This is a genomic window from Pseudomonas sp. GW821-FHT09C09 (genome assembly GCF_059418105.1).
The window spans coordinates 369,272-390,443 of record NZ_JBWKPF010000001.1; the positions used below are offsets into that span (position 1 = coordinate 369,272).

The window sequence follows — 21,172 nt, forward strand, 5'->3', positions numbered from 1 at the left end:
TGGATTGCCATGCTCAAGGAGAGCTGCTTTGAACCATCTGCCCGATACCACCACCCACACCTTCACCAACTATCGCAAAGTCATCGCGCTGGCCGACCACGACTGGGAGGCCGCCGAAGCCGGAAAAATCGCCGCCCTCAACGTCGAAGTCAAAGGCTGCAACCATTTGCTCGATCAGCACGGGCGCCAGTTACATCATTTCTGCACCACGTCCTATCTGGGCCTCGACCACCATCCCGCCCTGCTGGAAGGCGCCATCGCGGCGTTACGGGAAACCGGCACACTGCGCGTAGCCAATTCGAAAAACCGCTGCAAACTGGCGCTGCTCGACCGATACGAAAGCGAGCTGTCGCAATTGTTTGGCGCCGTGTGTCTGAGCACTCTGTCCTGCAGCGCCGCGAGTGCCGGGATCCTGCCATTGCTGGCCAGCGGCGTGTTTACGCACAACCGTCCACCGGTGATGGTGTTCGATCGCCTGGCCCATTATTCGATGAATCACCTGAAGGCCAGTTGCGCCGATGAAACCCAGGTATTGACCTGCCCCCACAACGACATGGATTTTCTCGAATCGGTGTGCCAGCGCCACACCACCGTCGCCTACATCGCCGACGGTGCCTACAGCATGGGTGGTGTGGCCAATCTGGACGGTCTGCTGTACCTGAAAGAACGTTACGGTCTGTTTCTATATCTCGATGATTCTCACGCGTTGTCGGCGGTCGGCAGCAACGGCGCCGGTCTTGTACGGCCAAGAATGCCGGCGCTGGAAGAGGATTGCCTGATCGTCGCGTCGCTGGCCAAATCGTTCGGAGCCAGCGGCGGTCTGGTGATGCTCGGCAATGAGCGGCAGCGGAAATTGATCCAGCGTTACGGCGGGCCGAGCAACTGGTCACAAAGCCTCAATTGCGCGGCCATCGGTGCGGGCCTTGCCTCGATCCAGCTGCATCGCAGTGCAGAACTGCGTGCATTGCAGATTCGGCTCCAGGCCAATATTCGCCTGTTCGACAGCCTGTTGAGCAGCGAACAGCACGGCAGCCCCATGGCCATCCGTTTGATCAACTGCGGCGAGGCCGCCCTGGCCACTCGAATTGCCATTGAACTGGCCGAACACGGCTTTTTCACCAGCGCGGTGTTCTTCCCGGTGGTGGCTCAAGGTAAAGCCGCGATCCGCGTGACCCTGCGCGCCGACATGGAATCGACACTGATCCACCAATTCTGTGATTTGATCACCGGACTGTTACTGACTCACGGCGGCCATCGCGACCGCTGAACCTTCACGGACGACTCATGAACCCCGGCCTCATCCTGCTCATCACCTGCTCCACTGTGTTCCTCGCCCAGTTGGGCATGAGTATTTACCTGCCGGCGTTGCCGCAGATCGCCGGGCACTTGCAGGTCGATGCAACGCAGGTGGCCTGGGGTTTGTCGCTGTACCTGATCGGCATGGCATTGCCGATGTTGCTCTGGGGCAGCCTTGCACAACGCGTCGGACGCAAACCGGTGTTGCTGGCGGCGCTGGGGATTTACGGGCTGGCGAACCTGGCGCTGCCGCTGGGTTCGACGCTGGAGTCGTTCCTGCTATTGCGACTGGTTCAGGGGATCGGCGCCAGCGGCATTTCAGTGATGGCGCGGGTGCTGATCCGTGACAGTTTCCGGGGCGATCTGCTGGCGAAGGCGCTGTCGTGGATTTCGATTTCGTTCGTTGTCGCGCTCGGGATCGGCCAATACGCCGGCTCGCTGATTCAGGTGACGCTGGGCTGGCAGGCGATCTTCTATCTGTTGGGTGCGGTCAGCCTGTTGATGGCCGCGATTGTCTCGCGCCTGAATTTTCCGAAACTCGTCGAGACGCCCGCAACCGCGTCGCCCTGGGCGGTATACGGAAGGATTCTGAGCCATCGGGCGTTTCTTCTCCCTGCGCTCGCGGGCGGTCTGGGTTATGGCGTGATCATCGCGTTCAACAGCGCTGCGCCGTTGATTCTGCAGGGCCCGTTCGGTTGGTCGACGACCGACTACGGGCTGCTGGGCTGGCCGATCAGTGCGGCGTATTTTCTGGGGGCGCTGGCGGTCAATCGCTTTGTGCTGCGTACCGGTCAGCATCGGTTGATGGCGTTGGGTGTGGGCCTGGTAATGGCCGGGAGCGGGGTGATGCTGGCTGGCAGCCTGTTGGCCAGTTCCGTTGCCTGGCTGCTTTGGCTGCCTTACTGCGTCGCCGTGTTCGGCCAGTCGCTGAACTATCCGATCAGCCTGTCACGGGCCAACGATGGAGCGCCGATTGCCGGCGCTTACGCGATGGCCCTGAGCGGTTTCATTCATCAATTGATGGCCGCGTTGATCGGCGCGGTGGCCAGCCTGCTGGCCGGTCCCCACGCGTGGCCGCTGTCGCTGCTGTGTTGCTTTCTGGCGGCGGGCGCGGTGCTCTGCACGAGGTTCACGCCCGATCGTCAGTCCGCTTAAAACGCGCTGCGGAAAATTTCCTCGATCTGCCGCTGATCCGCCGCCCGCGGGTTGGTGAAACCGCAGGCGTCTTTCAGGGCATTGGCGGCAAGAACGGGGATGTCGGTGCATTTGGCGCCGAGGTCACGCAAGCCGCCGGGGATGTCGACGTCTTTGGCCAGGCAACGGATCGCGTCAATCGCGGCTTTTGCGCCCTCCTCCGGGCTGAAACCACGGATGTCGGCGCCCATGGCGTGGGCCACATCAGTAAGGCGATCGGCGCAGACCAGCGCGTTGAACGTCTGCACATGGGGCAACAACACCGCGTTGCACACCCCGTGAGGCAGGTCGTAGAAACCGCCCAACTGGTGCGCCATCGCATGTACGTAGCCGAGCGAGGCATTGTTGAACGCCATGCCGGCGAGAAACTGCGCATACGCCATGTTTTCCCGCGCCGCCAGATCGCTGCCGTCGCGAACCGCCAGTCGCAGATTGTTGCTGATCAGGGTCATCGCCTTCAGCGCGCAGGCGTCGGTGATCGGGTTGGCGGCCGTGGACACGTAGGCTTCGATCGCATGGGTCAGCGCGTCCATGCCGGTGGCGGCGGTCAGGCTTTTCGGCATGGCGACCATCAGCGCCGGATCGTTGACCGACAGCAGCGGAGTCACATTGCGGTCGACGATGGCCATTTTCACGTGGCGGGTTTCGTCGGTGATGATGCAGAAGCGGGTCATCTCGCTGGCGGTGCCGGCCGTGGTGTTGATGGCGATCAGCGGCAATTGCGGCCTGGTCGATTGATCGACGCCTTCGTAATCACGGATCTGCCCGCCGTTGGTTGCGCACAGGGCGATGCCCTTGGCGCAGTCGTGGGGCGAGCCGCCGCCGAGTGACACCACAAAATCGCAGCGGCTGTCCTTGAGCAGCGCCAGCCCGGCCTCTACATTGGCGATGCTCGGGTTGGGTCTGGCGCCGTCGAAGATCACCGAGTCGATGTCCTGCATCGCCAGTTTCTCGGCGATCATGGTCGCCACGCCAGCCTTGGCCAGGCCCGCGTCGGTAACGATCAGCGCCTTGCGAAATCCGTAGTTGCGGATGGCATTCATGGCGTCGTCGAGGCAGCCGCTGCCCATGATGTTTACGGCGGGAATGAAAAAGGTGCTGCTCATGGCGCGTCTCCTGACAGGGGCCGGATCGACTCCTGCGATCCGGCGGATGCATACAGGATCGACCGATCGGTCACGGCGGATGTTGATCTGGCTCAATGCCCGCTCGTGATAAAGTCGCCGCCCATCTGCCCCTTGTTTTGAGACGTGCCCTGCAATGACCGATTTTCTGGATGTCGACGCCACCCTCGAAGACTGGAACGCGTTACGCGCCACCACCGACTTCAGCGGCTTGCTGGTGGGCAACGGCGCCAGCCGTGCGGTGTGGGACGATTTCGGCTACGACTCGCTGTTCGAAAACGCCCGCACGGTGGAAGAAAAGCCGCTGAGCCCGTCGGAACTGAGCGTGTTCGATGCGATGCAGACGCGCAGTTTCGAGCAGGTGCTTGGCGCGCTGAAAACCACCAGTCGGGTCAACAAGGCACTGGCCGTCAGCTCGGCCGCACCGCGCAATCGCTACTACGCGATCAAGGAGGCGCTGATCAACGCCGTCCACGATTTGCACATTCCGTGGCGACTGGTCGAAGCGTCGACCCTGACGATCCTGAACCGCGAACTGGCCAGTTATCGCACGGTGTTCACCACCAATTACGACCTGCTCAACTACTGGGCCCTGCAACACCGGGGCGAGGCCATCGACGACCTGTTCAACGGCCCCGACGCCAGCTTCGATCTGTGCGAAAGCAGCACTGACAAACCGCGTCTGCTGTACCTGCACGGCGGCCTGCATCTGGTACGCAACCAGGACGGCAGCGCCCGCAAACTGACCGCCACCGAAGGCACGCTGCTCGGCAGTTTCGCGATCAACAACACGCTCAAGACCCTCGACGACGTGCCGCTGTTCGTCAACGAAGGGCCGAGCGCCGACAAGCTCAAGACCATCCGCAGCTCCGATTACCTGTCGTTCTGCTACGACCAGTTACTCGCGCACGGCGACAGCCTGTGCATCTTCGGCCACGCCCTAGGCGAGCAGGACAGCCACATCGTGCGTGCCCTGCGTCTGGCGAAACCGAAGACCGTGGCGATCTCGATCTACCCGCGCAGCGCGGCGTTCATCCAGCACCAGAAGCGGCATTATGCAAAGGTATTCGAGGGCACGGGCGCCGAGCTGCGGTTCTTTGATTCCAAGAGCCATGCGCTGGGCAATCCGAAGCTGTCGGTCCCCGTCGAAGTCTAGTGGCGACGCTTATGGCGTCATCGCTAGCAGGCTAGCTCCCACAGCTGGAATGCACTTCCCGGTGGGAGCTAGCCTGCTAGCGATGGCGTCCGTCCAATCAACTCAGTCTTCGCTGCTGTGCACGACCACCAGCAGTTGTGCCTGCTCCTCGCCCACCGAGCGGATCCGGTGCGGTTTCTGCGCATTGAAGTGCAGCGCGTCACCCCGCTCCAGCAGTACCCGTTCGTTCATGAAGTCCACTTCGACCCGGCCTTCATGGACGAACAGAAACTCCTCGCCCAGATGTTCCTTGAAGGTCTTGTCGGTGAATTCAGTCGGCGGATAGATGATGAACGGCAGCAGGCTGCGCTCGCTGACCTGATGGGCCAGCACCGCGTAACCGGGGCTGTGATCGTTGGCCGCCAGTGACTGGCGTTCGTGGCTGCGCACCAGGCTGTAGCTGTCGAGGCTGACGTTGTCTTCGGAGAACAATTCCTCGACCTTCACGTTCAGCGCTTTCGCCAGTTTCAACGCAGCGGCAATCGACGGCGTATTCAATCCACGCTCGACTTTCGACAGATAACTCTTGGTCATGCCGGATTTCTCGGCCAGCGCCTCAAGGGTTACGCCAAGTTTTTTTCTCAATAATTTCAAACGGATAGACATGCGAAGCGATTATTCCAGCAAAGGAAAGACGATTTGTCCTTGCCAATGACACAAAGTGTCATATAGCCTCTTAAGTGTCATCCATGGCAACCACCACAGGACACGGATATGGCGAAGACATTAGCACTACCCAAAGACGAACTGGTCAAGCAAGCGCTGACCCAGATGCAAAAAAGCCTGGCGGATAATACGTGGACGGACCGGCAAAAGCTGGCCCTGACCTGCCGGATCCTCTTCGAAAACGGCCACGATTCGGGCCTTGCCGGGCAGATTACCGCCCATGGCCCGCAGCCGGGCACTTACTACACGCAGCAACTGGGGCTGGGGTTCGATGAAATCACCGCGAGCAATCTGCTGCTGGTCAACGAAGACCTGGAAGTGCTCGAAGGTCACGGCATGGCCAACCCGGCCAACCGTTTCCACAGTTGGGTGTACCGCGCCCGCCCGGACGTGAACTGCATCATCCACACTCACCCGACGCACATTGCCGCGCTGTCGATGCTGGAAGTACCGTTGCAGATTTCCCACATGGACCTGTGCCCGCTGTACGACGACTGCGCGTTCCTTGAAGGCTGGCCGGGCGTTCCGGTGGGTAACGAAGAAGGCGAACTGATTGCCGGGGCGTTGGGCGATAAACGGGCGATCCTGCTTTCCCACCACGGTCAGCTGTCCACCGGCACGACCATCGAGGAAGCCTGTGTCATCGCGCAATTGATCGAACGCGCCGCGAAACTGCAATTGCTGGCCATGGCCGCCGGGACGATCAAACCGATCATTCCCGAACTGGGTCGCGAGGCCCATGACTGGGTGTCGAAACCCAAACGCCACGCCGCCGCATTCAACTACTACGCCCGGCAGAACCTGCGCCAGCACGCCGATTGCCTGAACTGAATATCTCATCCTTGCGGAGCACTCTCATGTCCAACATTCACGGCATCATCGGCTACACCATCACCCCGTTCGGCGCCAACGGCGAAGGTCTTGATCTGCCGGCCCTCGGCCGCTCTATCGACCGGCTGATCGCCGGCGGCGTCCACGCCATCGCGCCACTGGGCAGCACCGGCGAAGGCGCCTACCTGAGCGATGCGGAGTGGGATCAGGTCGCCGAATTCAGCATCAAACACGTGGCCAAACGGGTGCCGACCGTGGTCAGCGTATCCGACCTGACCACCGCCAAAGCGGTGCGTCGCGCACGCTTCGCCGAAGCCCACGGCGCCGACGTGGTGATGGTGCTGCCGGCGTCTTACTGGAAGCTCACCGAAGCAGAGATCCTTGCGCATTACCGCGCTATAGGCGACAGCATCGGCGTGCCGATCATGCTCTACAACAACCCGGCCACCAGCGGCACCGACATGTCGGTGGAACTGATCCTGCGCATCGTCAACGGCGTGGAAAACGTGACCATGGTCAAGGAGAGCACCGGCGACATCCAGCGCATGCACAAGCTGCAACTGCTCGGCGAAGGCCGGGTGCCGTTCTACAACGGCTGCAATCCGCTGGCGCTGGAAGCCTTCGCGGCCGGCGCCAAGGGCTGGTGCACGGCGGCGCCGAACCTGATTCCGCAACTCAACCTGGATCTGTACGAAGCCACGCTGGCGGGAGACCTGGGCAAGGCGCGGGAACTGTTCTATCGCCAGTTGCCGCTGCTGGATTTCATCCTCAAGGGTGGTTTGCCGGCGACGATCAAGGCCGGGCTGCGTGACACCGGGCTGGAAGTCGGCGATCCACGCCTGCCGGTGTTCCCGCTGAGCGAGGCCGGACGCAATCAGTTGCAGGCCATTCTCAAAACCCTGCGCTGATTTCACGCAACACAAAAAAACCTGTGGGACCAAGATCGCTCCCACAGGTTTTTTGTGCTGGATTCAAAGTACCGGCAGGGTTTTGTCCTTGATCACCTTGGTCGGCCCATTGGCCTTTACGGCAGCAATGCCTTTGGCACACGCCGCCTCCGACGAATAGGACTCGCTGCTGCCGATGATCTGGTGATTGGCCGCTTTCAGGTTGAAATAGGGATGGCCGTCCTTCGTCGTTTTCTTCTCGTAGCGCTCATCCAGCGGACTGTTGCCCTGCACCGCCGCGATACCGTTTTCGGCGGCACTGTGAGAGGTGTACAACTCGCTGGTCAGAATGGTTTCGGCATTCGCCGCTTTCAGCACGAACCTGAACTGGCCATTGCTGCTTTTGCTCAACTCATACCATCCGGACATGCTGCGTCTCCTTACCGATGGGTCACAGGGTGATTTTAGTCCCGAGCAACCCCAGGAACCCGGCCAGCCATTTCGGATGCGCGGGCCACGCTGGAGCGGTGGCCAGATTGCCCTGGACATGGCCGTCCGTGACCGGGATATCGATGTAAGTGCCACCGGCCAGCCGCACTTCCGGGGCACAGGCCGGATAGGCGCTGCACTCGCGTCCTTCGAGAATCCCAGCCGCCGCCAGCAGTTGTGCGCCGTGACAGACGGCAGCAATCGGCTTGCCGGCCTTGTCGAAGGCTCGCACCAGTTCCAGGACTTTTTCGTTCAGCCGCAGGTATTCCGGCGCACGACCACCGGGCACCAGCAGTGCGTCGTAATCCTTGGCATCGACCTTGGCGAAATCGAAGTTCAGGGCGAACTGGTGACCGGGTTTTTCGCTGTAGGTCTGATCGCCTTCGAAATCATGGATCGCGGTGCGCACGGTTTTGCCGGCGGCCTTATCGGGACACACGGCGTGCACGGTGTGACCGACCATTTGCAGGGCCTGGAACGGCACCATCACTTCGTAGTCTTCGACGTAATCGCCGACCAGCATCAGAATCTTTTTCGCGGCCATGGACAGGACTCCTCGGGTGAATGCACAGGAGTATTCAAAGTAGTCCAAGAGCCGCGCCAGCGTTCGCAAACTGTATGGATAACTCTGCGCTCAGCTGTAACAGCCCGGTTGCCGTGGTTTGTGGCTAGATGAATGCACCTCCCTGCCACTTTCGAATCTGGTTGCCATCATGTCTTCGCGCGAAAACACCGGCATGGCCCTCGGCCTGCTCGGCGTGGTGATTTTCAGCCTTACCTTGCCCTTCACCCGCATCGTGGTGCAGGAACTGCATCCGCTGCTCAATGGCCTGGGCCGTGCGTTGTTCGCGGCAATTCCGGCGGCGTTGCTGCTGTTGTGGCGACGGGAAAAGTGGCCGACCTGGCGGCAAGTCAAAGGCCTGAGCCTGGTAATCGCCGGGGTGATTCTCGGTTTCCCGGTGCTGTCGGCGTGGGCCATGCAGACCTTGCCGGCGTCCCACGGCGCGCTGGTCAACGGTTTGCAGCCACTGTGCGTGGCGCTCTATGCCGCGTGGCTGTCCCATGAACGTCCGTCGAAAGCCTTCTGGGCCTGCGCCGCGTTGGGCAGTGCGCTGGTGCTGGGTTATGCGTTGTACACCGGCGCCGGCAGCATTCAGGCCGGTGATTTGCTGATGCTCGGGGCGATTGCGGTGGGCGGTCTGGGTTACGCCGAGGGCGGGCGCCTGGCACGGGAAATGGGCGGTTGGCAGGTGATCTGCTGGGCGCTGGTGCTGTCGACGCCGTTGCTGATCGGCCCGGTGCTGTATCTGGCGTTCCAGCATCAGGGCGCTGTGTCGACGAAAACCTGGTGGGCCTTCGGCTACGTCGCGCTGTTTTCTCAGTTCCTGGGGTTCTTCGCCTGGTACGCCGGGCTGGCGATGGGCGGCATTGCCCGGGTCAGTCAGATCCAGCTGTTGCAGATCTTCTTCACCATCGCGTTTTCCGCACTGTTCTTCGGCGAACACGTGGAACCGATCACCTGGCTGTTCGCCTGCGGGGTGATCGCGACGGTGATGCTCGGACGCAAGACCGCGGTGCGCCCGGCTCAACCGGGCACGTTACCGGCAGGGGTTCAGCTCAAGCCTTGAGCGGCAGCAGGCCATCGGCGAGCAGCAGCGTTTCGAGGCAGTGTTCGCTGATCTGGTAGAACGCTTTCAACTCCTGAATCTTCACCAGCAACTGGGCCGGGTCCACCGGCTCGGCGCGCTTCACGGCGAGGATCATCTTGTTCTTGTTGGTGTGTTCCAGCGAGATGAACTCGAACACTTTGGTCTCGTAACCGCAGGCTTCGAGGAACAGCGCACGCAGGCTGTCGGTGACCATTTCCGCCTGCTGGCCCAGATGCAGACCGTATTGCAGCATCGGCTTGAGCAGCGCCGGGCTCTGGATCTGCAGGCGAATCTGTTTGTGGCAGCATGGCGAGCACATGATGATCGAGGCGCCAGAACGGATGCCGGTGTGGATCGCATAATCGGTGGCGATGTCGCAGGCATGCAGGGCAATCATCACCTCCAATTCGCTCGGCGCCACGCTGCGCACGTCGCCGCACTTGAACACCAGCCCCGGGTGTTCGAGTTTCTGCGCGGCGGTGTTGCACAGGTTGACCATCTCTTCGCGCAATTCAACGCCGGTGACTTCGCCCTCGGCCTTCAGGGTGTTGCGCAGATAGTCATGAATGGCGAACGTCAGGTAACCCTTGCCCGAACCGAAATCCGCCACCCGTACCGGTTTGTCCAGGGCCAGCGGCGACGACGTCAGCGCATGGCTGAAGACTTCGATGAACTTGTTGATCTGCTTCCACTTGCGTGACATCGCCGGGATCAGCTCGTGTTGCGCATTGGTCACGCCCAGATCCTTGAGGAACGGACGGCTCAACTCGAGGAAGCGGTTTTTCTCGCGGTTATGCTCGGCGGACGGCACTTCACGCAATTGCTGGGGTTTGCTCATGAACAGCGAGCTCTTGCCCTTTTTGCTGTATTCGAGCTGGGCTTCGTCGGTCAATGTCAGCAAATGCGCATTCTTGAACGCCGTCGGCAGCAGCTCGGCAATCATCGCCACCGCCTCGTCCAGCGGCAGGTTCTTGGTGATGTCGCGGGTCTTGTAGCGATAAACGAAGGACAGGCACGGCTGCGCCTTGACCGTCACCGGTTTGATGATGATCCGCTGCAGGTCCGCTTCTTCGCCGACGTACTTGGCCAGCACCAGTTTGATGAAACCGTTCTGTTCGAGGCTGGTTTGCAGCAGCTCGATGAACCGGGCGTGGTGATCGGGGGTGGAAACGGCGGTAGCAGACATGCAGGAAACGGCCTCGGACGGGCAAATCGGGAATGGCCGCTAGTTTAGGGGGGATGGCGTTCGAGGGCACGGCTAATTTCCCGAACGGCTTATCCCAGTACCACCAGGCGATTGGGCAATTCGTTGCGCACCTGCGTCACCGGCACATGCACCTTGAGCAACTCGCCGCACGCCTCGATGCAGGTGACGAAGCCCTGCAACGTCTGGCCCTGGCGCACCTGCTCGGTAAACGCCGCGACAATCGCGTCCCAGCTCTTGTCGTCCAGCCGTCTGGAAATCCCTTCGTCCACCAGAATCTCCACATAGCGCTCGGCCTCGCAGACAAAAATCAGCATGCCGGTGCTGCCCACCGTGTGATGCAGGTTCTGTTCGAGAAACTGCCGCCGCGCGAGGTTCGAAGCGCGCCAATGCCGGACATGACGCGGGATCAGGTGAGTGGTGACTTTGGGCAAACGAAACACCAGGCACAGCACGACAAAACTGATCCACTGCACCAGCAACAGGCTATGCATCGTCAGCCACCCGGTGAGGTAGTGCAGGACTCCCGGCACCACCAGCGCCAGCAGGCTGGCCCACAGCAACGGAATGTACGCGTAGTCATCGGCGCGGGCCGCGAGCACCGTCACCAGTTCGGCGTCGGTGTCGCGCTCGACCCGGGCGATGGCCTCGGCGACCTTGCGTTGTTCGTGTTCAGTCAGTAATGCCATGTCGTGAAGTGCCTGCTCATTATTGTTATCACCAGCCGCCGGAGGAACCGCCCCCGCCGAAACTGCCACCGCCGCCGCTGAAGCCCCCGCCTCCACCGCCGCCGCCAAAACCACCGCCACCGAAGCCGCCCCCTCCTCCGGAGCCGCCCCGGCCGACGGGAAGGATACCGAGCATCTGGCAGACAAAAACAGTCAGGATGAACAACATCACCAGAAATACGAAAATTCCCGGATGCCGCGAGACAAAGTCGTCCGAAGGATCGCCGGACGATTCGTACACCGTGGAAGGCTCGTCCAGCGGATTGCCGCCCAGCACCACGAGTATCGCCGCCACGCCGTCGCTGATGCCCTTGCTGTAATTGCCGGCCTTGAACGACGGTGTGATGACCTGATGGATGATCACCGAACTCTGGGCATCGGTCAGCCGGTCCTCCAGCCCATAGCCGACTTCAATGCGCAACTTGCGCTCGTCCCTGGCGACGATCAGCAAGGCGCCGTTGTTCTTGTCCTTCTGGCCGATGCCCCAGTGCCGGCCGAGTTCGACGCCGTAGTCCTCGATGGTGGCGCCTTGCAGGTTCGGCAGCGTCACGACCACAAGCTGCTCGCCGGTCGCCTGCTCGTGAGCCTGCAACTGCTGGCTTAACTGCGCGCGCACCGCCGGCTCGATCATCTGCGCGTCGTCCACCACCCGCCCGGTCAGCGCCGGGAAGGTCAACTCGGCCCGGGCGCTGACGGCGAAGAGCCACAGCATCAGCACCAGGCCCATCTTCAACGCACGCATGGGCATCACCGGCTCAGAACTTCACTTCCGGGGCCTTGTCCGCGCCGGGGCTGGTGGCCTCGAAGGTCTCGCGGATCGGCAGGTCGCTGTACATCACGCTGTGCCACAGGCGACCGGGAAATGTGCGGATTTCAGTGTTGTATTTCTGCACCGCCAGAATGAAATCCCGGCGGGCCACGGCGATGCGGTTTTCCGTGCCTTCAAGTTGCGACTGCAGGGCGAGGAAGTTCTGGTTGGCCTTCAGGTCCGGATAACGTTCGGACACCACCATCAAACGGCTCAAGGCACCGGTCAGCTGATCCTGGGCCTGCTGGAACTGCTTGAGCTTTTCCGGATTGTCCAGGGTGCTGGCATCGACCTGGATCGACGTTGCCTTGGCCCGTGCCTCGACCACCGCCGTCAGCGTGGCCTCTTCATGCTTGGCATAGCCCTTCACGGTTTCCACCAGGTTGGGAATCAGGTCGGCACGCCGCTGGTACTGGTTCTGCACCTGGCCCCAGGCGGCCTTGGCCTGTTCATCCAGGGTGGGAATGTTGTTGATGCCACAGGCGGTCAACAACGCGGCCAGCACCAGCAGGGTGGCGACCTGCAAACGCGAGCGGTAGACGGGACTGACATTCATCGGACGGGTGCTCCCTTGCACATGACATGAAAGATCAAGCGTGAAACCTTCTGGACCGGCTCTTGGGGCATAATCGCCCGCGCTACTGGATTGCAGCGGGCCGATGGGCTAAAAAGAGGCCCTGCGCGATCACGTCGCCGAAACTGTCGACGTACATTCGGCTGTCGTTTTTTGAATCAGCACCCGAACAACAATAGTCGCTCCCTAAATTTTGGCTGGCCGGCGTTGTAACGCCGTTTAGGCCCTTGAGAAAACTATTCATGAAGAAGCTGTGTTTGCTGGGCCTGTTCGTCAGCCTGGCCAGTCATCAGGTACTGGCCGCCACGACCCCGGTACCCCTGGAAAACAAGGACGCGTTCATCAGTAACCTGATGAAACAAATGACCCTCGACGAGAAGATCGGCCAATTGCGCCTGATCAGCATCGGCCCGGAAATGCCCCGCGAGCTGATCCGCAAAGAGATCGCCGCCGGCAACATCGGTGGCACGTTCAACTCGATCACCCGCCCGGAAAACCGTCCGATGCAGGACGCTGCCATGCGCAGCCGCCTGAAGATCCCGATGTTTTTCGCGTACGACGTGATCCACGGTCACCGTACGATTTTCCCGATTCCACTGGCCCTGGCATCGAGCTGGGACATGGACGCCATCGGCCAGTCCGGGCGCATCGCCGCCAAAGAGGCGGCGTCCGACAGCCTCGACATCACCTTCGCGCCGATGGTCGACATCTCCCGCGACCCGCGCTGGGGCCGCAGCTCCGAAGGTTTCGGTGAAGACACCTACCTGACCTCGCGCATCGCCAAAGTCATGGTCAAGGCCTATCAGGGCGACACGCCGAGCGCGGCCGACAGCATCATGGCCAGCGTCAAGCACTTCGCCCTGTACGGCGCGGTCGAGGGTGGTCGCGACTACAACACCGTCGATATGAGTCCGGTGAAGATGTACCAGGACTACCTGCCGCCGTACCGTGCCGCCATCGATGCCGGCGCCGGCGGCGTGATGGTCGCGCTGAACTCGATCAACGGCATCCCGGCCACCGCCAACACCTGGCTGATGAACGACCTGTTGCGCAAGGAATGGGGCTTCAAGGGCCTGGCGGTCAGCGACCACGGCGCGATCTTCGAACTGATCAAGCACGGCGTCGCCGCCGACGGTCGCGAAGCGGCGAAGCTGGCGATCAAGGCCGGCATCGACATGAGCATGAACGACACCCTGTACGGCAAAGAGCTGCCGGGGCTGCTCAAGTCCGGCGAGATCGAACAGAAAGACATCGACAACGCCGTACGTGAAGTCCTCGCTGCCAAGTACGACATGGGCCTGTTCAAGGACCCGTACCTGCGCATCGGCAAGGCTGAAGACGACCCGGCGGACACCTACGCCGACAGCCGTCTGCACCGCGCCGACGCCCGCGAAGTGGCGCGTCGCAGCCTGGTGCTGCTGAAGAACCAGAACGAAACCCTGCCGCTGAAGAAAACCGCGAAAGTCGCGCTGGTCGGCCCGCTGGCCAAGGCCCCGATCGACATGATGGGCAGCTGGGCCGCTGCCGGCCGTCCGGCGCAATCGGTGACCCTGTTCGACGGCATGAGCAACGTGATCGGCGACAAGGCGAACCTGATCTACGCCCGTGGTGCCAACATCACCAGCGACAAGAAAGTCCTCGACTACCTGAACTTCCTCAACTTCGATGCGCCGGAAGTGGTCGATGACCCGCGTCCGGCCAACGTGTTGATCGACGAAGCGGTGAAAGCCGCCAAGGATGCAGACGTAGTGGTCGCAGCCGTGGGCGAATCCCGTGGCATGTCCCACGAATCGTCGAGCCGTACCGACCTGAACATCCCGGAAAACCAGCGTGAGCTGATCCGCGCCCTGAAAGCCACCGGCAAGCCGCTGGTGCTGGTGCTGATGAACGGCCGTCCGCTGACGATCCTTCAGGAGAAAGAACAGGCTGACGCGATCCTGGAAACCTGGTTCAGCGGCACCGAGGGCGGCAACGCCATCGCCGACGTGCTGTTCGGCGACTACAACCCGTCGGGCAAACTGCCGGTGACCTTCCCGCGTTCCGTGGGCCAGATCCCGACCTACTACAACCACCTGAGCATCGGCCGGCCGTTCACGCCGGGCAAACCGGGCAACTACACCTCGCAGTATTTCGATGACACCACCGGACCGCTGTTCCCGTTCGGGTTCGGCCTGAGCTACACCGATTTCGCGCTGAGCGACATGGCGCTGTCGTCGACCACCCTGAACGCCACCGGCAAGCTCGACGCCAGTGTCACGGTGAAAAACACCGGCAAGCGTGACGGCGAAACCGTGGTGCAGCTGTATATCCAGGACGTCACCGGTTCGATGATCCGTCCGGTCAAGGAACTGAAGAACTTCCAGAAAATCATGCTCAAGGCCGGCGAGCAGAAGGTCGTGCACTTCACCATCAGCGAAGATGACCTGAAGTTCTACAACGCCCAGCTCAAGTACGCGGCCGAGCCTGGCAAGTTCAACGTGCAGATCGGCCTGGACTCCCAGGACGTGACGCAGCAGAGTTTTGAGTTGCTGTAACTATCAGGCAACGCACATACCCTTTGTGGGAGCGAGCCTGCTCGCGAATGCTGTTCATCAGTCACATCAACGCTGACTGGTACACCGCTTTCGCGAGCAAGCTCGCTCCCACATTGTTTTTTGGGGACGGCTGCTAACCGCGTCTATCCAGGATATTGACCACCACCCGATCCACCCAGCCCCAGATCCGCTGCTTCACCCGCCGCCACAACGGCCGGCGCTGCCATTCCTCCAGACTCACCTGCTGACTCAGGCCGAAGTCCTTCTCGAAACTCGCCACCACCGCTGCCGTCAGTGACGGATCCAGTGCCTCCAGATTCGCCTCAAGATTGAAGCGCAAATTCCAGTGGTCGAAGTTGCACGAACCGATGCTCACCCAATCGTCCACCAGCACCATTTTCAGGTGCAGGAAACACGGCTGGTATTCGAAGATCTTCACCCCGGCCTTGAGCAGGCGCGGGTAGTAGCGATGCCCGGCGTAACGCACCGACGGGTGATCGGTGCGCGGCCCGGTCAGCAGCAGCCGCACGTCGAGGCCACGGGCGGCGGCCTTGCGCAGGGAGCGGCGGATTTTCCAGGTTGGCAGAAAGTACGGCGTGGCCAGCCAGATGCGCTTCTGGCCACTGTTCAGAGCACGGAACAGTGATTGCAGAATGTCGCGATGCTGGCGCGCATCGGCATAGGCCACGCGGCCCATGCCCTCGCCCGTGTCGGGTACGCGCGGCAGTCGTGGCAGGCCGAAATTCGCATGGGGTTTCCAGGCCCGGCGATGGCGGTTGGCAATCCATTGGCGGTCAAACAGCAACTGCCAGTCGAGCACCAGGGGGCCGGTGATATGCACCATCACTTCGTGCCATTCGCTGGTGTCGTGGCCCGGCCGCCAGAATTCGTCGGTGAGCCCGGTGCCGCCGACCACCGCCAGACGCTGGTCGACCAGCAACAGTTTGCGGTGATCGCGATAGAAATTGCCGACCCAGCGCCGCCAGCTCAAGCGATTGTAGAAACGCAGCTCGACCCCGGCGAGGGTCAGGCGCTGACGCAGGGTCAGAGTGAGCGCGAGACTGCCGTAATCATCGAACAGGCAACGCACCCGCACGCCCCGCTCGGCCGCCAGCACCAGCGCCTGAATCACGGTTTCGGCGCAGGCGCCGGCCTCCACCAGATACAGCTCAAGTTCGATCTGCTCACGAGCGCTGGCGATTTCCTCCAACATGCGCGGGAAGAATTGCGGACCGTCGATCAACAGTTCGAAGCGATTGCCATCCCGCCACGGGAACACTGCGCCGCGCATGTCAGCGCGCCGTGAAGATCAGCACCGCACCCACCGGCACCGACAGACTGATGGCCGACAGGCCGGCCATTTTGCGCAAGCTTTCCAGCCCTGGCAGCAGATCGAAATCCTCGGCGTTGATCACCAGCGGCTCCAGCGTCACCACTTGAAAACGTCGGTCATCAAGCCGAGTGGCGAGCAGTTCAGCGGGGTATTCGTGCTGTTTGCCGTGCAGGTTGACGGTCAGCGGCAGGCGCAATTCAAGCTGCGCGCCGGGGGCCAGATCGTTGATCGGGCGCAGGTCGATTTGCGTGGTGATGGTCGCCTCGGGAAATTGCTCGATCTGGAACAGTTCCTTGCGCATGCGTTCGTCGCGCAGCGGGATGCCGCTGTTGATCGAGTCCAGCTCGACCTCGACTTCGGCGCGGCCATCGGGATCGACCTTGCCGTGCAGCACCAGAAAGCGCTGCACTTCAGAAATATTGGCGTTTTTCGTGCTGACGAACGACAGCCGCGACGACTCGCCGTCCAGATACCAGTTGGCCTGGGCCGGCAGCGCAGCGGCGCCCAGCAGCAGGCCGGCGAAGGCGTTGCACAGAGAACGGTTGAACATTGAAGACTCGTGGGGCCGATAAACCTGCACGAACCTTAACTGCCTGAAGCCGGGATGCAAACCGGTAGTTGTTTTTGCGGATCAAGGCTTGAGGCGACAGCCATGGCGTTCGCCCTGCCATTGGGCGCTGTTGGTACGGCCCATGCCACTGGCGCTGACGAGTTTTTGTGCACTGTCATCGGTCAGCTCGCCGGGCAGCCACTGCTTGACGTAGCCCCGACAGTATTCGGCGTCGTTGTTCATCACGTAGCGACACGAACAGTATTCCTTGGCGGTGTAGGCACTGATGATGTCGGGGAAGGCCCACAGGTTCTCGCGCTCGTGCCAGCACCAGCCCAGCAGCACGACCAGCAACACCAACAGGATGCGTCTGAACAGTTTCATGGCCGCACCGCCGCGAGCACGCGCTTGAGCAATTCGTTGTGGCGATAGCTGCCGTCGCGATCATCGCCGTAGCGCACGATCACCAGTTTTTCGCTCGGGATCACGTACAGCGCCTGGCCCCAATGGCCGAGGGCGGCGAAGGTGTCGGGCGGTGCGTCGGGCCACGGCGAAGCGGCGCCGTCCGCCGGGCGATTGAGCCACCAGTGGCCGCCGGGCACGGCTTCGTCCTGATGGGCCTTGTAGCCGGCGAAGGGCTGGCGGTTGAACGCGACCCAATCCTTGGGCAACAACTGCCGGTCGTTCCAGCGTCCGTCCCGTTCCATCAGCAGGCCGATTCGCGCCAGATCCCGGGCGGTCAAATAAGCGTAGGAAGAGGCAACGAAGGTGCCCGTGGCATCGGTTTCCCAGGTGGCGTGGCGGATGCCCAAGGGATCAAAAAGCGCTGTCCACGGATAGTCCGGATAACGCTGCGGGCCAACGATGGTTTTCAGCGCGGCGGCCAACAGATTGCTGTCGCCGCTGGAATAGCGGAACGCCTGCCCCGCTGGCGCGTAGCTGTCGTGATGGGCGGTGAAGGCGGCCATGTCACGGTGGCCACGGGTGTAGAGCATCGCCACTACCGAGGATTTCAACGGGGCGTATTCGTAGTCTTCCTGCCAGTCGATGCCCGAGGCCCAGTGCAGCAGATCCTTGAGAGTGATGGCCGGGTGTTTTTCCAGCACCGGATAATATTTTGCGGCCGGGTCATCGAGCTTGAACAAACCTTCACCGTAGGCCACGCCGAACACCGTGGCCATCAGGCTTTTGCTGATCGACCAGGTCAAGTGCGGCGTGTCGGCGGTGGTCGCGGCGGCGTAGCGTTCGTAGATGACCTGACCGTCGCGGATCACCAGCAAGGCGTCGGTACGGATGCCCTGACGGGTGTTGTCATCACGGGTCGGGAAGGCATAAGCCTCCAGTGCCTCGACGGCCGGACCGGCGATTTTCGGACCGGTCGGCCACTGCTCCCCCGGCCATTGCTCGGCCTGAACCGTGAAGCTGATCAGCAGCAGAAACAGGGACAGGCCTTTGAACATGGTGAGGGCTCTGGGAATGAACCTGCCAAGACTAGCCGGCGTTCATGACAGATGTGTTTTGGCTGGCTGCCAACGCCTTGGCCAGACGCTTGGCCCGTGCGCCTGCTGCCAGTTGCATCAGTGCCTGATCACGCTGCCACATCGCCGCCCACTCCGGATGACTGTCGCGCAACGCCTGATCGACTTCGGCTTTGAGCCCGTCGAACTGCGCAAACAAGCCACCGAGCAACACATGCCCCGCCGGATTGTTCGGCGGCTGCCGACTGACTTCCGCGCAACCGGCCAATAGCGCCAGCAAGCGCAATTGCAGCGGCTGCGGCCAGCCACTGTCCTGACCGACGCCGTACAGCCATGCGGTCATTGCGCTCAACACGTAAACGTCTTCAAGGGTGCGGAACGGTTTGACGTAAGCGTCCCAACCGTCCCCGGCGAGCAGTTCGCACAGAGCGTCGTCGAGGTACAAGCGGCCATGGCTGATGTCCGGCATCAACGGCAGCGCCGGGAGCTTTTCCACGCGCACGCCGGACTCGCCGGGGTACACCACTGCCAGACTCAGTCGCGGTGATTCGCCGGGTTGCTCACTGCGGGCGGCGATCAACAGCCAGTCCGCCGCATCGCCGGCGGTGACGAAATCCTTCTGCCCGTTCAGGCGCAAGTCCGTCAGCCGAGTCTGCATGTCCGCCGGGCGCAGGCTGCGCTGTTCGGTCGCACACAACGCGCCAAGACTCGGCGGCGCACTCGGCCAGAGCATGCGCAACGCGGCCTGATAGCCCACCAGAAACGCCAGCCCCGGCGTCGCCATCCGCCGCCCTCCCGCCACCGCCAGTACGAACGGCGTGACGCTGCCCAGTTGATGCAGCAGCGTGGCGAAACCCTCCGCCAGATCGGCAACGGCAGGCAGGCGTTCGCGACATTCAAGCAGGGTCGACCAGGTCATCAGAGGCTCCTCGTGGGCTGTCATATAAGCATCACCAAACATTCATGGCGATGACACCGGGGCTACATAGCCTGACTTTGCACAACACAGCTGCATAAAGAAAGTCGATCGGCTGTAACCCACGACGGGTTAAAGGCCCGTACGGAGATTCAAATGACTCAGATCGCCCGCATCAGCGACACCGGCAATGAACGCCGCCTGCAAGCCGAACGCCTGATCGGCGCCGAGGCCTTGCAGCAAGCCCAGGCCTTGCGTTTCAACGTGTTCAGCGGCGAGTTCAACGCCAAGCTGAAAGGCGCGGAACTGGGTCTGGACATGGATGACTATGATGTTCACTGCAGCCACATCGGCGTGCGTGACCTGAACACCGGCCGCCTTGTGGCGACCACCCGCTTGCTCGATCACACCGCCGCCAGCAGCCTGGGCAAGTTCTACAGTGAAGAAGAATTCAGCCTGCACGGCCTCGCCGGTCTGCAAGGCCCGATCCTCGAAATCGGTCGCACCTGCGTCGATCCGGCCTACCGCAACGGCGGCACCATCGCCGTGCTTTGGGGCGAACTGGCCGAAGTCCTCAATCAGGGCGGCTACAGCTACCTGATGGGTTGCGCGAGCATCCCGATGCAGGACGGCGGCGTACAGGCCCACGCGATCATGCAGCGCCTGCGCGAACGTTATCTGTCCACCGAACACCTGCGCGCCGAGCCGAAGAATCCGCTGCCAACGCTGGATATTCCTTCGAACGTGATCGCCGAAATGCCACCGCTGCTCAAGGCCTACATGCGCCTGGGCGCGAAGATCTGCGGCGAGCCGTGCTGGGATGAGGATTTCCAGGTCGCCGACGTGTTCATCCTGCTCAAGCGCGACGAACTCTGCCCGCGCTACGCCAAGCACTTCAAGGCGGCCGTGTGATGAGCCGGCTGCGGGTGTACGCGCGGATCGCGCGGGTGCTGCTGGTGGTGACGCTGGGCTTGAGCATGGCCAGTGTCTTCGGGGTTTTCGAACGTCTGGGGTTGGCCCACTCGATGCAACGCCGGCAGCGCTGGTCGCGGTTTTTCATGGCGCGCCTGAGCAATGCCCTGCCCTTTCGCGTGACCGTCCATGGCGAACTGCCGAAGCAGCCGATGCTGTGGGTCAGCAACCATGTGTCGTGGACTGACATTCCGCTGCTCGGCATGCTCACGCCGCTGTCGTTTCTGTCCAAGGCCGAAGTGCGCACCTGGCCGGTGGCCGGCTGGCTGGCGGCGAAGGCCGGCAGCCTGTTCATCCGTCGCGGTTCGGGCGACAGCCAGTTGATCCGCAAGCAGATGACCCGTCACCTGCAAACCGATCATCCGCTGCTGATGTTCCCGGAAGGCACCACCACCGACGGTCGCTCGCTGCGTACCTTTCATGGTCGCCTGCTGTCGGCGGCGATTGATTCGGAAGTGATGCTGCAACCGGTGGCGATCCGTTATCTGCGCGACGGCGAAATCGATTCGCTGGCACCGTTCATTGGTGACGATGATCTGCTGTCGCACCTGATGCGTCTGTTCAGCAACGATTGCGGCGATGTGGAAGTTCACTTGCTCAAGCCGATTGCCTGTCAGGGTCGGGAACGCGCTGCACTGGCGTACGAAGCCCAGCAAGCGGTACAGAAAGCGTTGTTCGGCGAGGTGGCCAAACCGGCCGAACCGCGTCGTGCAGGCGAGCTGATCGCTGCCTGATCGTCATCCT

General features: G+C 61.9%; 22 protein-coding genes. 9 read left to right on the forward strand and 13 right to left on the reverse strand.

Going from position 1 to position 21,172, the window contains the following annotated elements; all coding sequences use genetic code 11:
- Positions 1-37: 37 nt before the first annotated feature.
- Together AC07NR_RS01805 and AC07NR_RS01810 are read left to right on the forward strand one after the other, a co-directional pair.
- A complete protein-coding gene (locus AC07NR_RS01805; protein ID WP_495077940.1) occupies positions 38-1,267 on the forward strand; it encodes an aminotransferase class I/II-fold pyridoxal phosphate-dependent enzyme in 1,230 nt (409 codons plus the stop codon).
- 17 nt (positions 1,268-1,284) lie between these two features.
- Complete coding sequence (locus AC07NR_RS01810; RefSeq protein WP_495077685.1) at positions 1,285-2,451, forward strand: multidrug effflux MFS transporter; 1,167 nt, start codon at positions 1,285-1,287, stop codon at positions 2,449-2,451.
- Here AC07NR_RS01810 and yiaY read toward each other — a convergent pair.
- Entirely contained in the window at positions 2,448-3,596 is a 1,149-nt protein-coding gene (gene yiaY, locus AC07NR_RS01815; protein ID WP_495077686.1) for an L-threonine dehydrogenase, read from the reverse strand. The two genes, AC07NR_RS01810 and yiaY, sit on opposite strands and share 4 nt — an antisense overlap.
- A 154-nt stretch (positions 3,597-3,750) precedes the next feature.
- On the opposite strand from yiaY, the gene AC07NR_RS01820 reads away from it, so the two are divergent.
- Positions 3,751-4,770 (forward strand): DUF4917 family protein, encoded by a 1,020-nt coding sequence (locus AC07NR_RS01820; RefSeq protein WP_248738064.1) that lies wholly within the window; start codon positions 3,751-3,753, stop codon positions 4,768-4,770.
- Between the two features lie 102 nt (positions 4,771-4,872).
- On the opposite strand, the gene AC07NR_RS01825 is transcribed toward AC07NR_RS01820, so the two are convergent.
- A complete protein-coding gene (locus AC07NR_RS01825; RefSeq protein WP_085729963.1) occupies positions 4,873-5,415 on the reverse strand; it encodes a helix-turn-helix domain-containing protein in 543 nt (180 codons plus the stop codon).
- A gap of 108 nt (positions 5,416-5,523) precedes the next feature.
- On the opposite strand from AC07NR_RS01825, the gene AC07NR_RS01830 reads away from it, so the two are divergent.
- A complete protein-coding gene (locus AC07NR_RS01830) occupies positions 5,524-6,306 on the forward strand; it encodes an aldolase (protein WP_495077687.1) in 783 nt (260 codons plus the stop codon).
- A 26-nt stretch (positions 6,307-6,332) separates the two neighbouring features.
- Positions 6,333-7,214 carry a dihydrodipicolinate synthase family protein gene (locus AC07NR_RS01835; protein WP_265812081.1) on the forward strand — a complete coding sequence of 294 codons (882 nt, stop codon included), beginning with the start codon at positions 6,333-6,335 and terminating at the stop codon, positions 7,212-7,214.
- 63 nt (positions 7,215-7,277) lie between these two features.
- Here AC07NR_RS01835 and AC07NR_RS01840 read toward each other — a convergent pair whose 3' ends face one another.
- Positions 7,278-7,622, reverse strand: coding sequence for a YegP family protein (locus tag AC07NR_RS01840; protein WP_192553024.1), 345 nt, complete (start codon positions 7,620-7,622; stop codon positions 7,278-7,280).
- Positions 7,623-7,644: 22 nt separating this feature from the next.
- A complete protein-coding gene (locus tag AC07NR_RS01845) occupies positions 7,645-8,226 on the reverse strand; it encodes a DJ-1/PfpI family protein (RefSeq protein WP_007957909.1) in 582 nt (193 codons plus the stop codon).
- A 169-nt stretch (positions 8,227-8,395) separates the two neighbouring features.
- On the opposite strand from AC07NR_RS01845, the gene AC07NR_RS01850 reads away from it, so the two are divergent.
- Positions 8,396-9,310, forward strand: coding sequence for a DMT family transporter (locus AC07NR_RS01850; RefSeq protein WP_495077688.1), 915 nt, complete (start codon positions 8,396-8,398; stop codon positions 9,308-9,310).
- Here the strand turns inward: AC07NR_RS01850 and AC07NR_RS01855 are convergent.
- From AC07NR_RS01855 to AC07NR_RS01870, 4 genes are all read right to left on the reverse strand, one after another.
- Complete coding sequence (locus tag AC07NR_RS01855; protein ID WP_495077689.1) at positions 9,300-10,517, reverse strand: class I SAM-dependent methyltransferase; 1,218 nt, start codon at positions 10,515-10,517, stop codon at positions 9,300-9,302. The genes AC07NR_RS01850 and AC07NR_RS01855 overlap by 11 nt on opposite strands.
- Before the next feature lie 89 nt (positions 10,518-10,606).
- Positions 10,607-11,224: a TPM domain-containing protein gene (locus AC07NR_RS01860; RefSeq protein WP_085710191.1), complete on the reverse strand. Its 618-nt coding sequence runs from the start codon at positions 11,222-11,224 to the stop codon at positions 10,607-10,609.
- 28 nt (positions 11,225-11,252) lie between these two features.
- A complete protein-coding gene (locus tag AC07NR_RS01865; RefSeq protein WP_495077690.1) occupies positions 11,253-12,005 on the reverse strand; it encodes a TPM domain-containing protein in 753 nt (250 codons plus the stop codon).
- A 13-nt stretch (positions 12,006-12,018) separates the two neighbouring features.
- Positions 12,019-12,627 (reverse strand): LemA family protein, encoded by a 609-nt coding sequence (locus tag AC07NR_RS01870; RefSeq protein ID WP_085712991.1) that lies wholly within the window; start codon positions 12,625-12,627, stop codon positions 12,019-12,021.
- 260 nt (positions 12,628-12,887) lie between these two features.
- Between AC07NR_RS01870 and bglX the strand changes: the two genes are divergently transcribed.
- Positions 12,888-15,179, forward strand: a complete 2,292-nt coding sequence (gene bglX, locus AC07NR_RS01875; RefSeq protein ID WP_248738071.1) for a beta-glucosidase BglX — start codon at positions 12,888-12,890, stop codon at positions 15,177-15,179.
- A 133-nt stretch (positions 15,180-15,312) separates the two neighbouring features.
- Here bglX and AC07NR_RS01880 read toward each other — a convergent pair whose 3' ends face one another.
- From AC07NR_RS01880 to AC07NR_RS01900, 5 genes are all read right to left on the reverse strand, one after another.
- Entirely contained in the window at positions 15,313-16,470 is a 1,158-nt protein-coding gene (locus AC07NR_RS01880; RefSeq protein WP_495077691.1) for a phospholipase D-like domain-containing protein, read from the reverse strand.
- Position 16,471: 1 nt separating this feature from the next.
- Positions 16,472-17,062, reverse strand: a complete 591-nt coding sequence (locus AC07NR_RS01885; RefSeq protein WP_495077692.1) for a YceI family protein — start codon at positions 17,060-17,062, stop codon at positions 16,472-16,474.
- 81 nt (positions 17,063-17,143) lie between these two features.
- The gene (locus AC07NR_RS01890; protein ID WP_495077693.1) at positions 17,144-17,446 is read right to left on the reverse strand and encodes an amidase; all 303 of its coding nucleotides are present in this window, start codon (positions 17,444-17,446) and stop codon (positions 17,144-17,146) included.
- Entirely contained in the window at positions 17,443-18,522 is a 1,080-nt protein-coding gene (locus AC07NR_RS01895) for a serine hydrolase domain-containing protein (RefSeq protein WP_495077694.1), read from the reverse strand. Before AC07NR_RS01895 ends, AC07NR_RS01890 begins: the two co-directional genes overlap by 4 nt.
- Positions 18,523-18,553: 31 nt before the next feature.
- A complete protein-coding gene (locus AC07NR_RS01900; protein ID WP_495077695.1) occupies positions 18,554-19,459 on the reverse strand; it encodes an acyl-CoA dehydrogenase middle domain-containing protein in 906 nt (301 codons plus the stop codon).
- A 153-nt stretch (positions 19,460-19,612) separates the two neighbouring features.
- Here AC07NR_RS01900 and olsB point away from each other — a divergent pair, with 153 nt between their 5' ends.
- Both olsB and AC07NR_RS01910 read left to right on the forward strand, forming a co-directional pair.
- Positions 19,613-20,368, forward strand: a complete 756-nt coding sequence (gene olsB, locus AC07NR_RS01905) for an L-ornithine N(alpha)-acyltransferase (RefSeq protein ID WP_495077696.1) — start codon at positions 19,613-19,615, stop codon at positions 20,366-20,368.
- Complete coding sequence (locus tag AC07NR_RS01910) at positions 20,368-21,162, forward strand: lysophospholipid acyltransferase family protein (protein WP_134825744.1); 795 nt, start codon at positions 20,368-20,370, stop codon at positions 21,160-21,162. The genes olsB and AC07NR_RS01910 overlap by 1 nt, the downstream gene beginning before the upstream one ends.
- The last annotated feature ends 10 nt before the right edge of the window (positions 21,163-21,172 follow it).

Bases quoted from the DNA above. Each gene is read 5' to 3' on its own strand.
- AC07NR_RS01810 (WP_495077685.1), top strand. From the start codon at position 1,285: ATGAACCCCGGCCTCATCCTGCTCATCACCTGCTCCACTGTGTTCCTC.
- yiaY (WP_495077686.1), bottom strand. From the start codon at position 3,596: ATGAGCAGCACCTTTTTCATTCCCGCCGTAAACATCATGGGCAGCGGC.
- AC07NR_RS01820 (WP_248738064.1), top strand. From the start codon at position 3,751: ATGACCGATTTTCTGGATGTCGACGCCACCCTCGAAGACTGGAACGCG.
- AC07NR_RS01825 (WP_085729963.1), bottom strand. From the start codon at position 5,415: ATGTCTATCCGTTTGAAATTATTGAGAAAAAAACTTGGCGTAACCCTT.
- AC07NR_RS01830 (WP_495077687.1), top strand. From the start codon at position 5,524: ATGGCGAAGACATTAGCACTACCCAAAGACGAACTGGTCAAGCAAGCG.
- AC07NR_RS01835 (WP_265812081.1), top strand. From the start codon at position 6,333: ATGTCCAACATTCACGGCATCATCGGCTACACCATCACCCCGTTCGGC.
- AC07NR_RS01840 (WP_192553024.1), bottom strand. From the start codon at position 7,622: ATGTCCGGATGGTATGAGTTGAGCAAAAGCAGCAATGGCCAGTTCAGG.
- AC07NR_RS01845 (WP_007957909.1), bottom strand. From the start codon at position 8,226: ATGGCCGCGAAAAAGATTCTGATGCTGGTCGGCGATTACGTCGAAGAC.
- AC07NR_RS01850 (WP_495077688.1), top strand. From the start codon at position 8,396: ATGTCTTCGCGCGAAAACACCGGCATGGCCCTCGGCCTGCTCGGCGTG.
- AC07NR_RS01855 (WP_495077689.1), bottom strand. From the start codon at position 10,517: ATGTCTGCTACCGCCGTTTCCACCCCCGATCACCACGCCCGGTTCATC.
- AC07NR_RS01860 (WP_085710191.1), bottom strand. From the start codon at position 11,224: ATGGCATTACTGACTGAACACGAACAACGCAAGGTCGCCGAGGCCATC.
- AC07NR_RS01865 (WP_495077690.1), bottom strand. From the start codon at position 12,005: ATGCGTGCGTTGAAGATGGGCCTGGTGCTGATGCTGTGGCTCTTCGCC.
- AC07NR_RS01870 (WP_085712991.1), bottom strand. From the start codon at position 12,627: ATGAATGTCAGTCCCGTCTACCGCTCGCGTTTGCAGGTCGCCACCCTG.
- bglX (WP_248738071.1), top strand. From the start codon at position 12,888: ATGAAGAAGCTGTGTTTGCTGGGCCTGTTCGTCAGCCTGGCCAGTCAT.
- AC07NR_RS01880 (WP_495077691.1), bottom strand. From the start codon at position 16,470: ATGCGCGGCGCAGTGTTCCCGTGGCGGGATGGCAATCGCTTCGAACTG.
- AC07NR_RS01885 (WP_495077692.1), bottom strand. From the start codon at position 17,062: ATGTTCAACCGTTCTCTGTGCAACGCCTTCGCCGGCCTGCTGCTGGGC.
- AC07NR_RS01890 (WP_495077693.1), bottom strand. From the start codon at position 17,446: ATGAAACTGTTCAGACGCATCCTGTTGGTGTTGCTGGTCGTGCTGCTG.
- AC07NR_RS01895 (WP_495077694.1), bottom strand. From the start codon at position 18,522: ATGTTCAAAGGCCTGTCCCTGTTTCTGCTGCTGATCAGCTTCACGGTT.
- AC07NR_RS01900 (WP_495077695.1), bottom strand. From the start codon at position 19,459: ATGACCTGGTCGACCCTGCTTGAATGTCGCGAACGCCTGCCTGCCGTT.
- olsB (WP_495077696.1), top strand. From the start codon at position 19,613: ATGACTCAGATCGCCCGCATCAGCGACACCGGCAATGAACGCCGCCTG.
- AC07NR_RS01910 (WP_134825744.1), top strand. From the start codon at position 20,368: ATGAGCCGGCTGCGGGTGTACGCGCGGATCGCGCGGGTGCTGCTGGTG.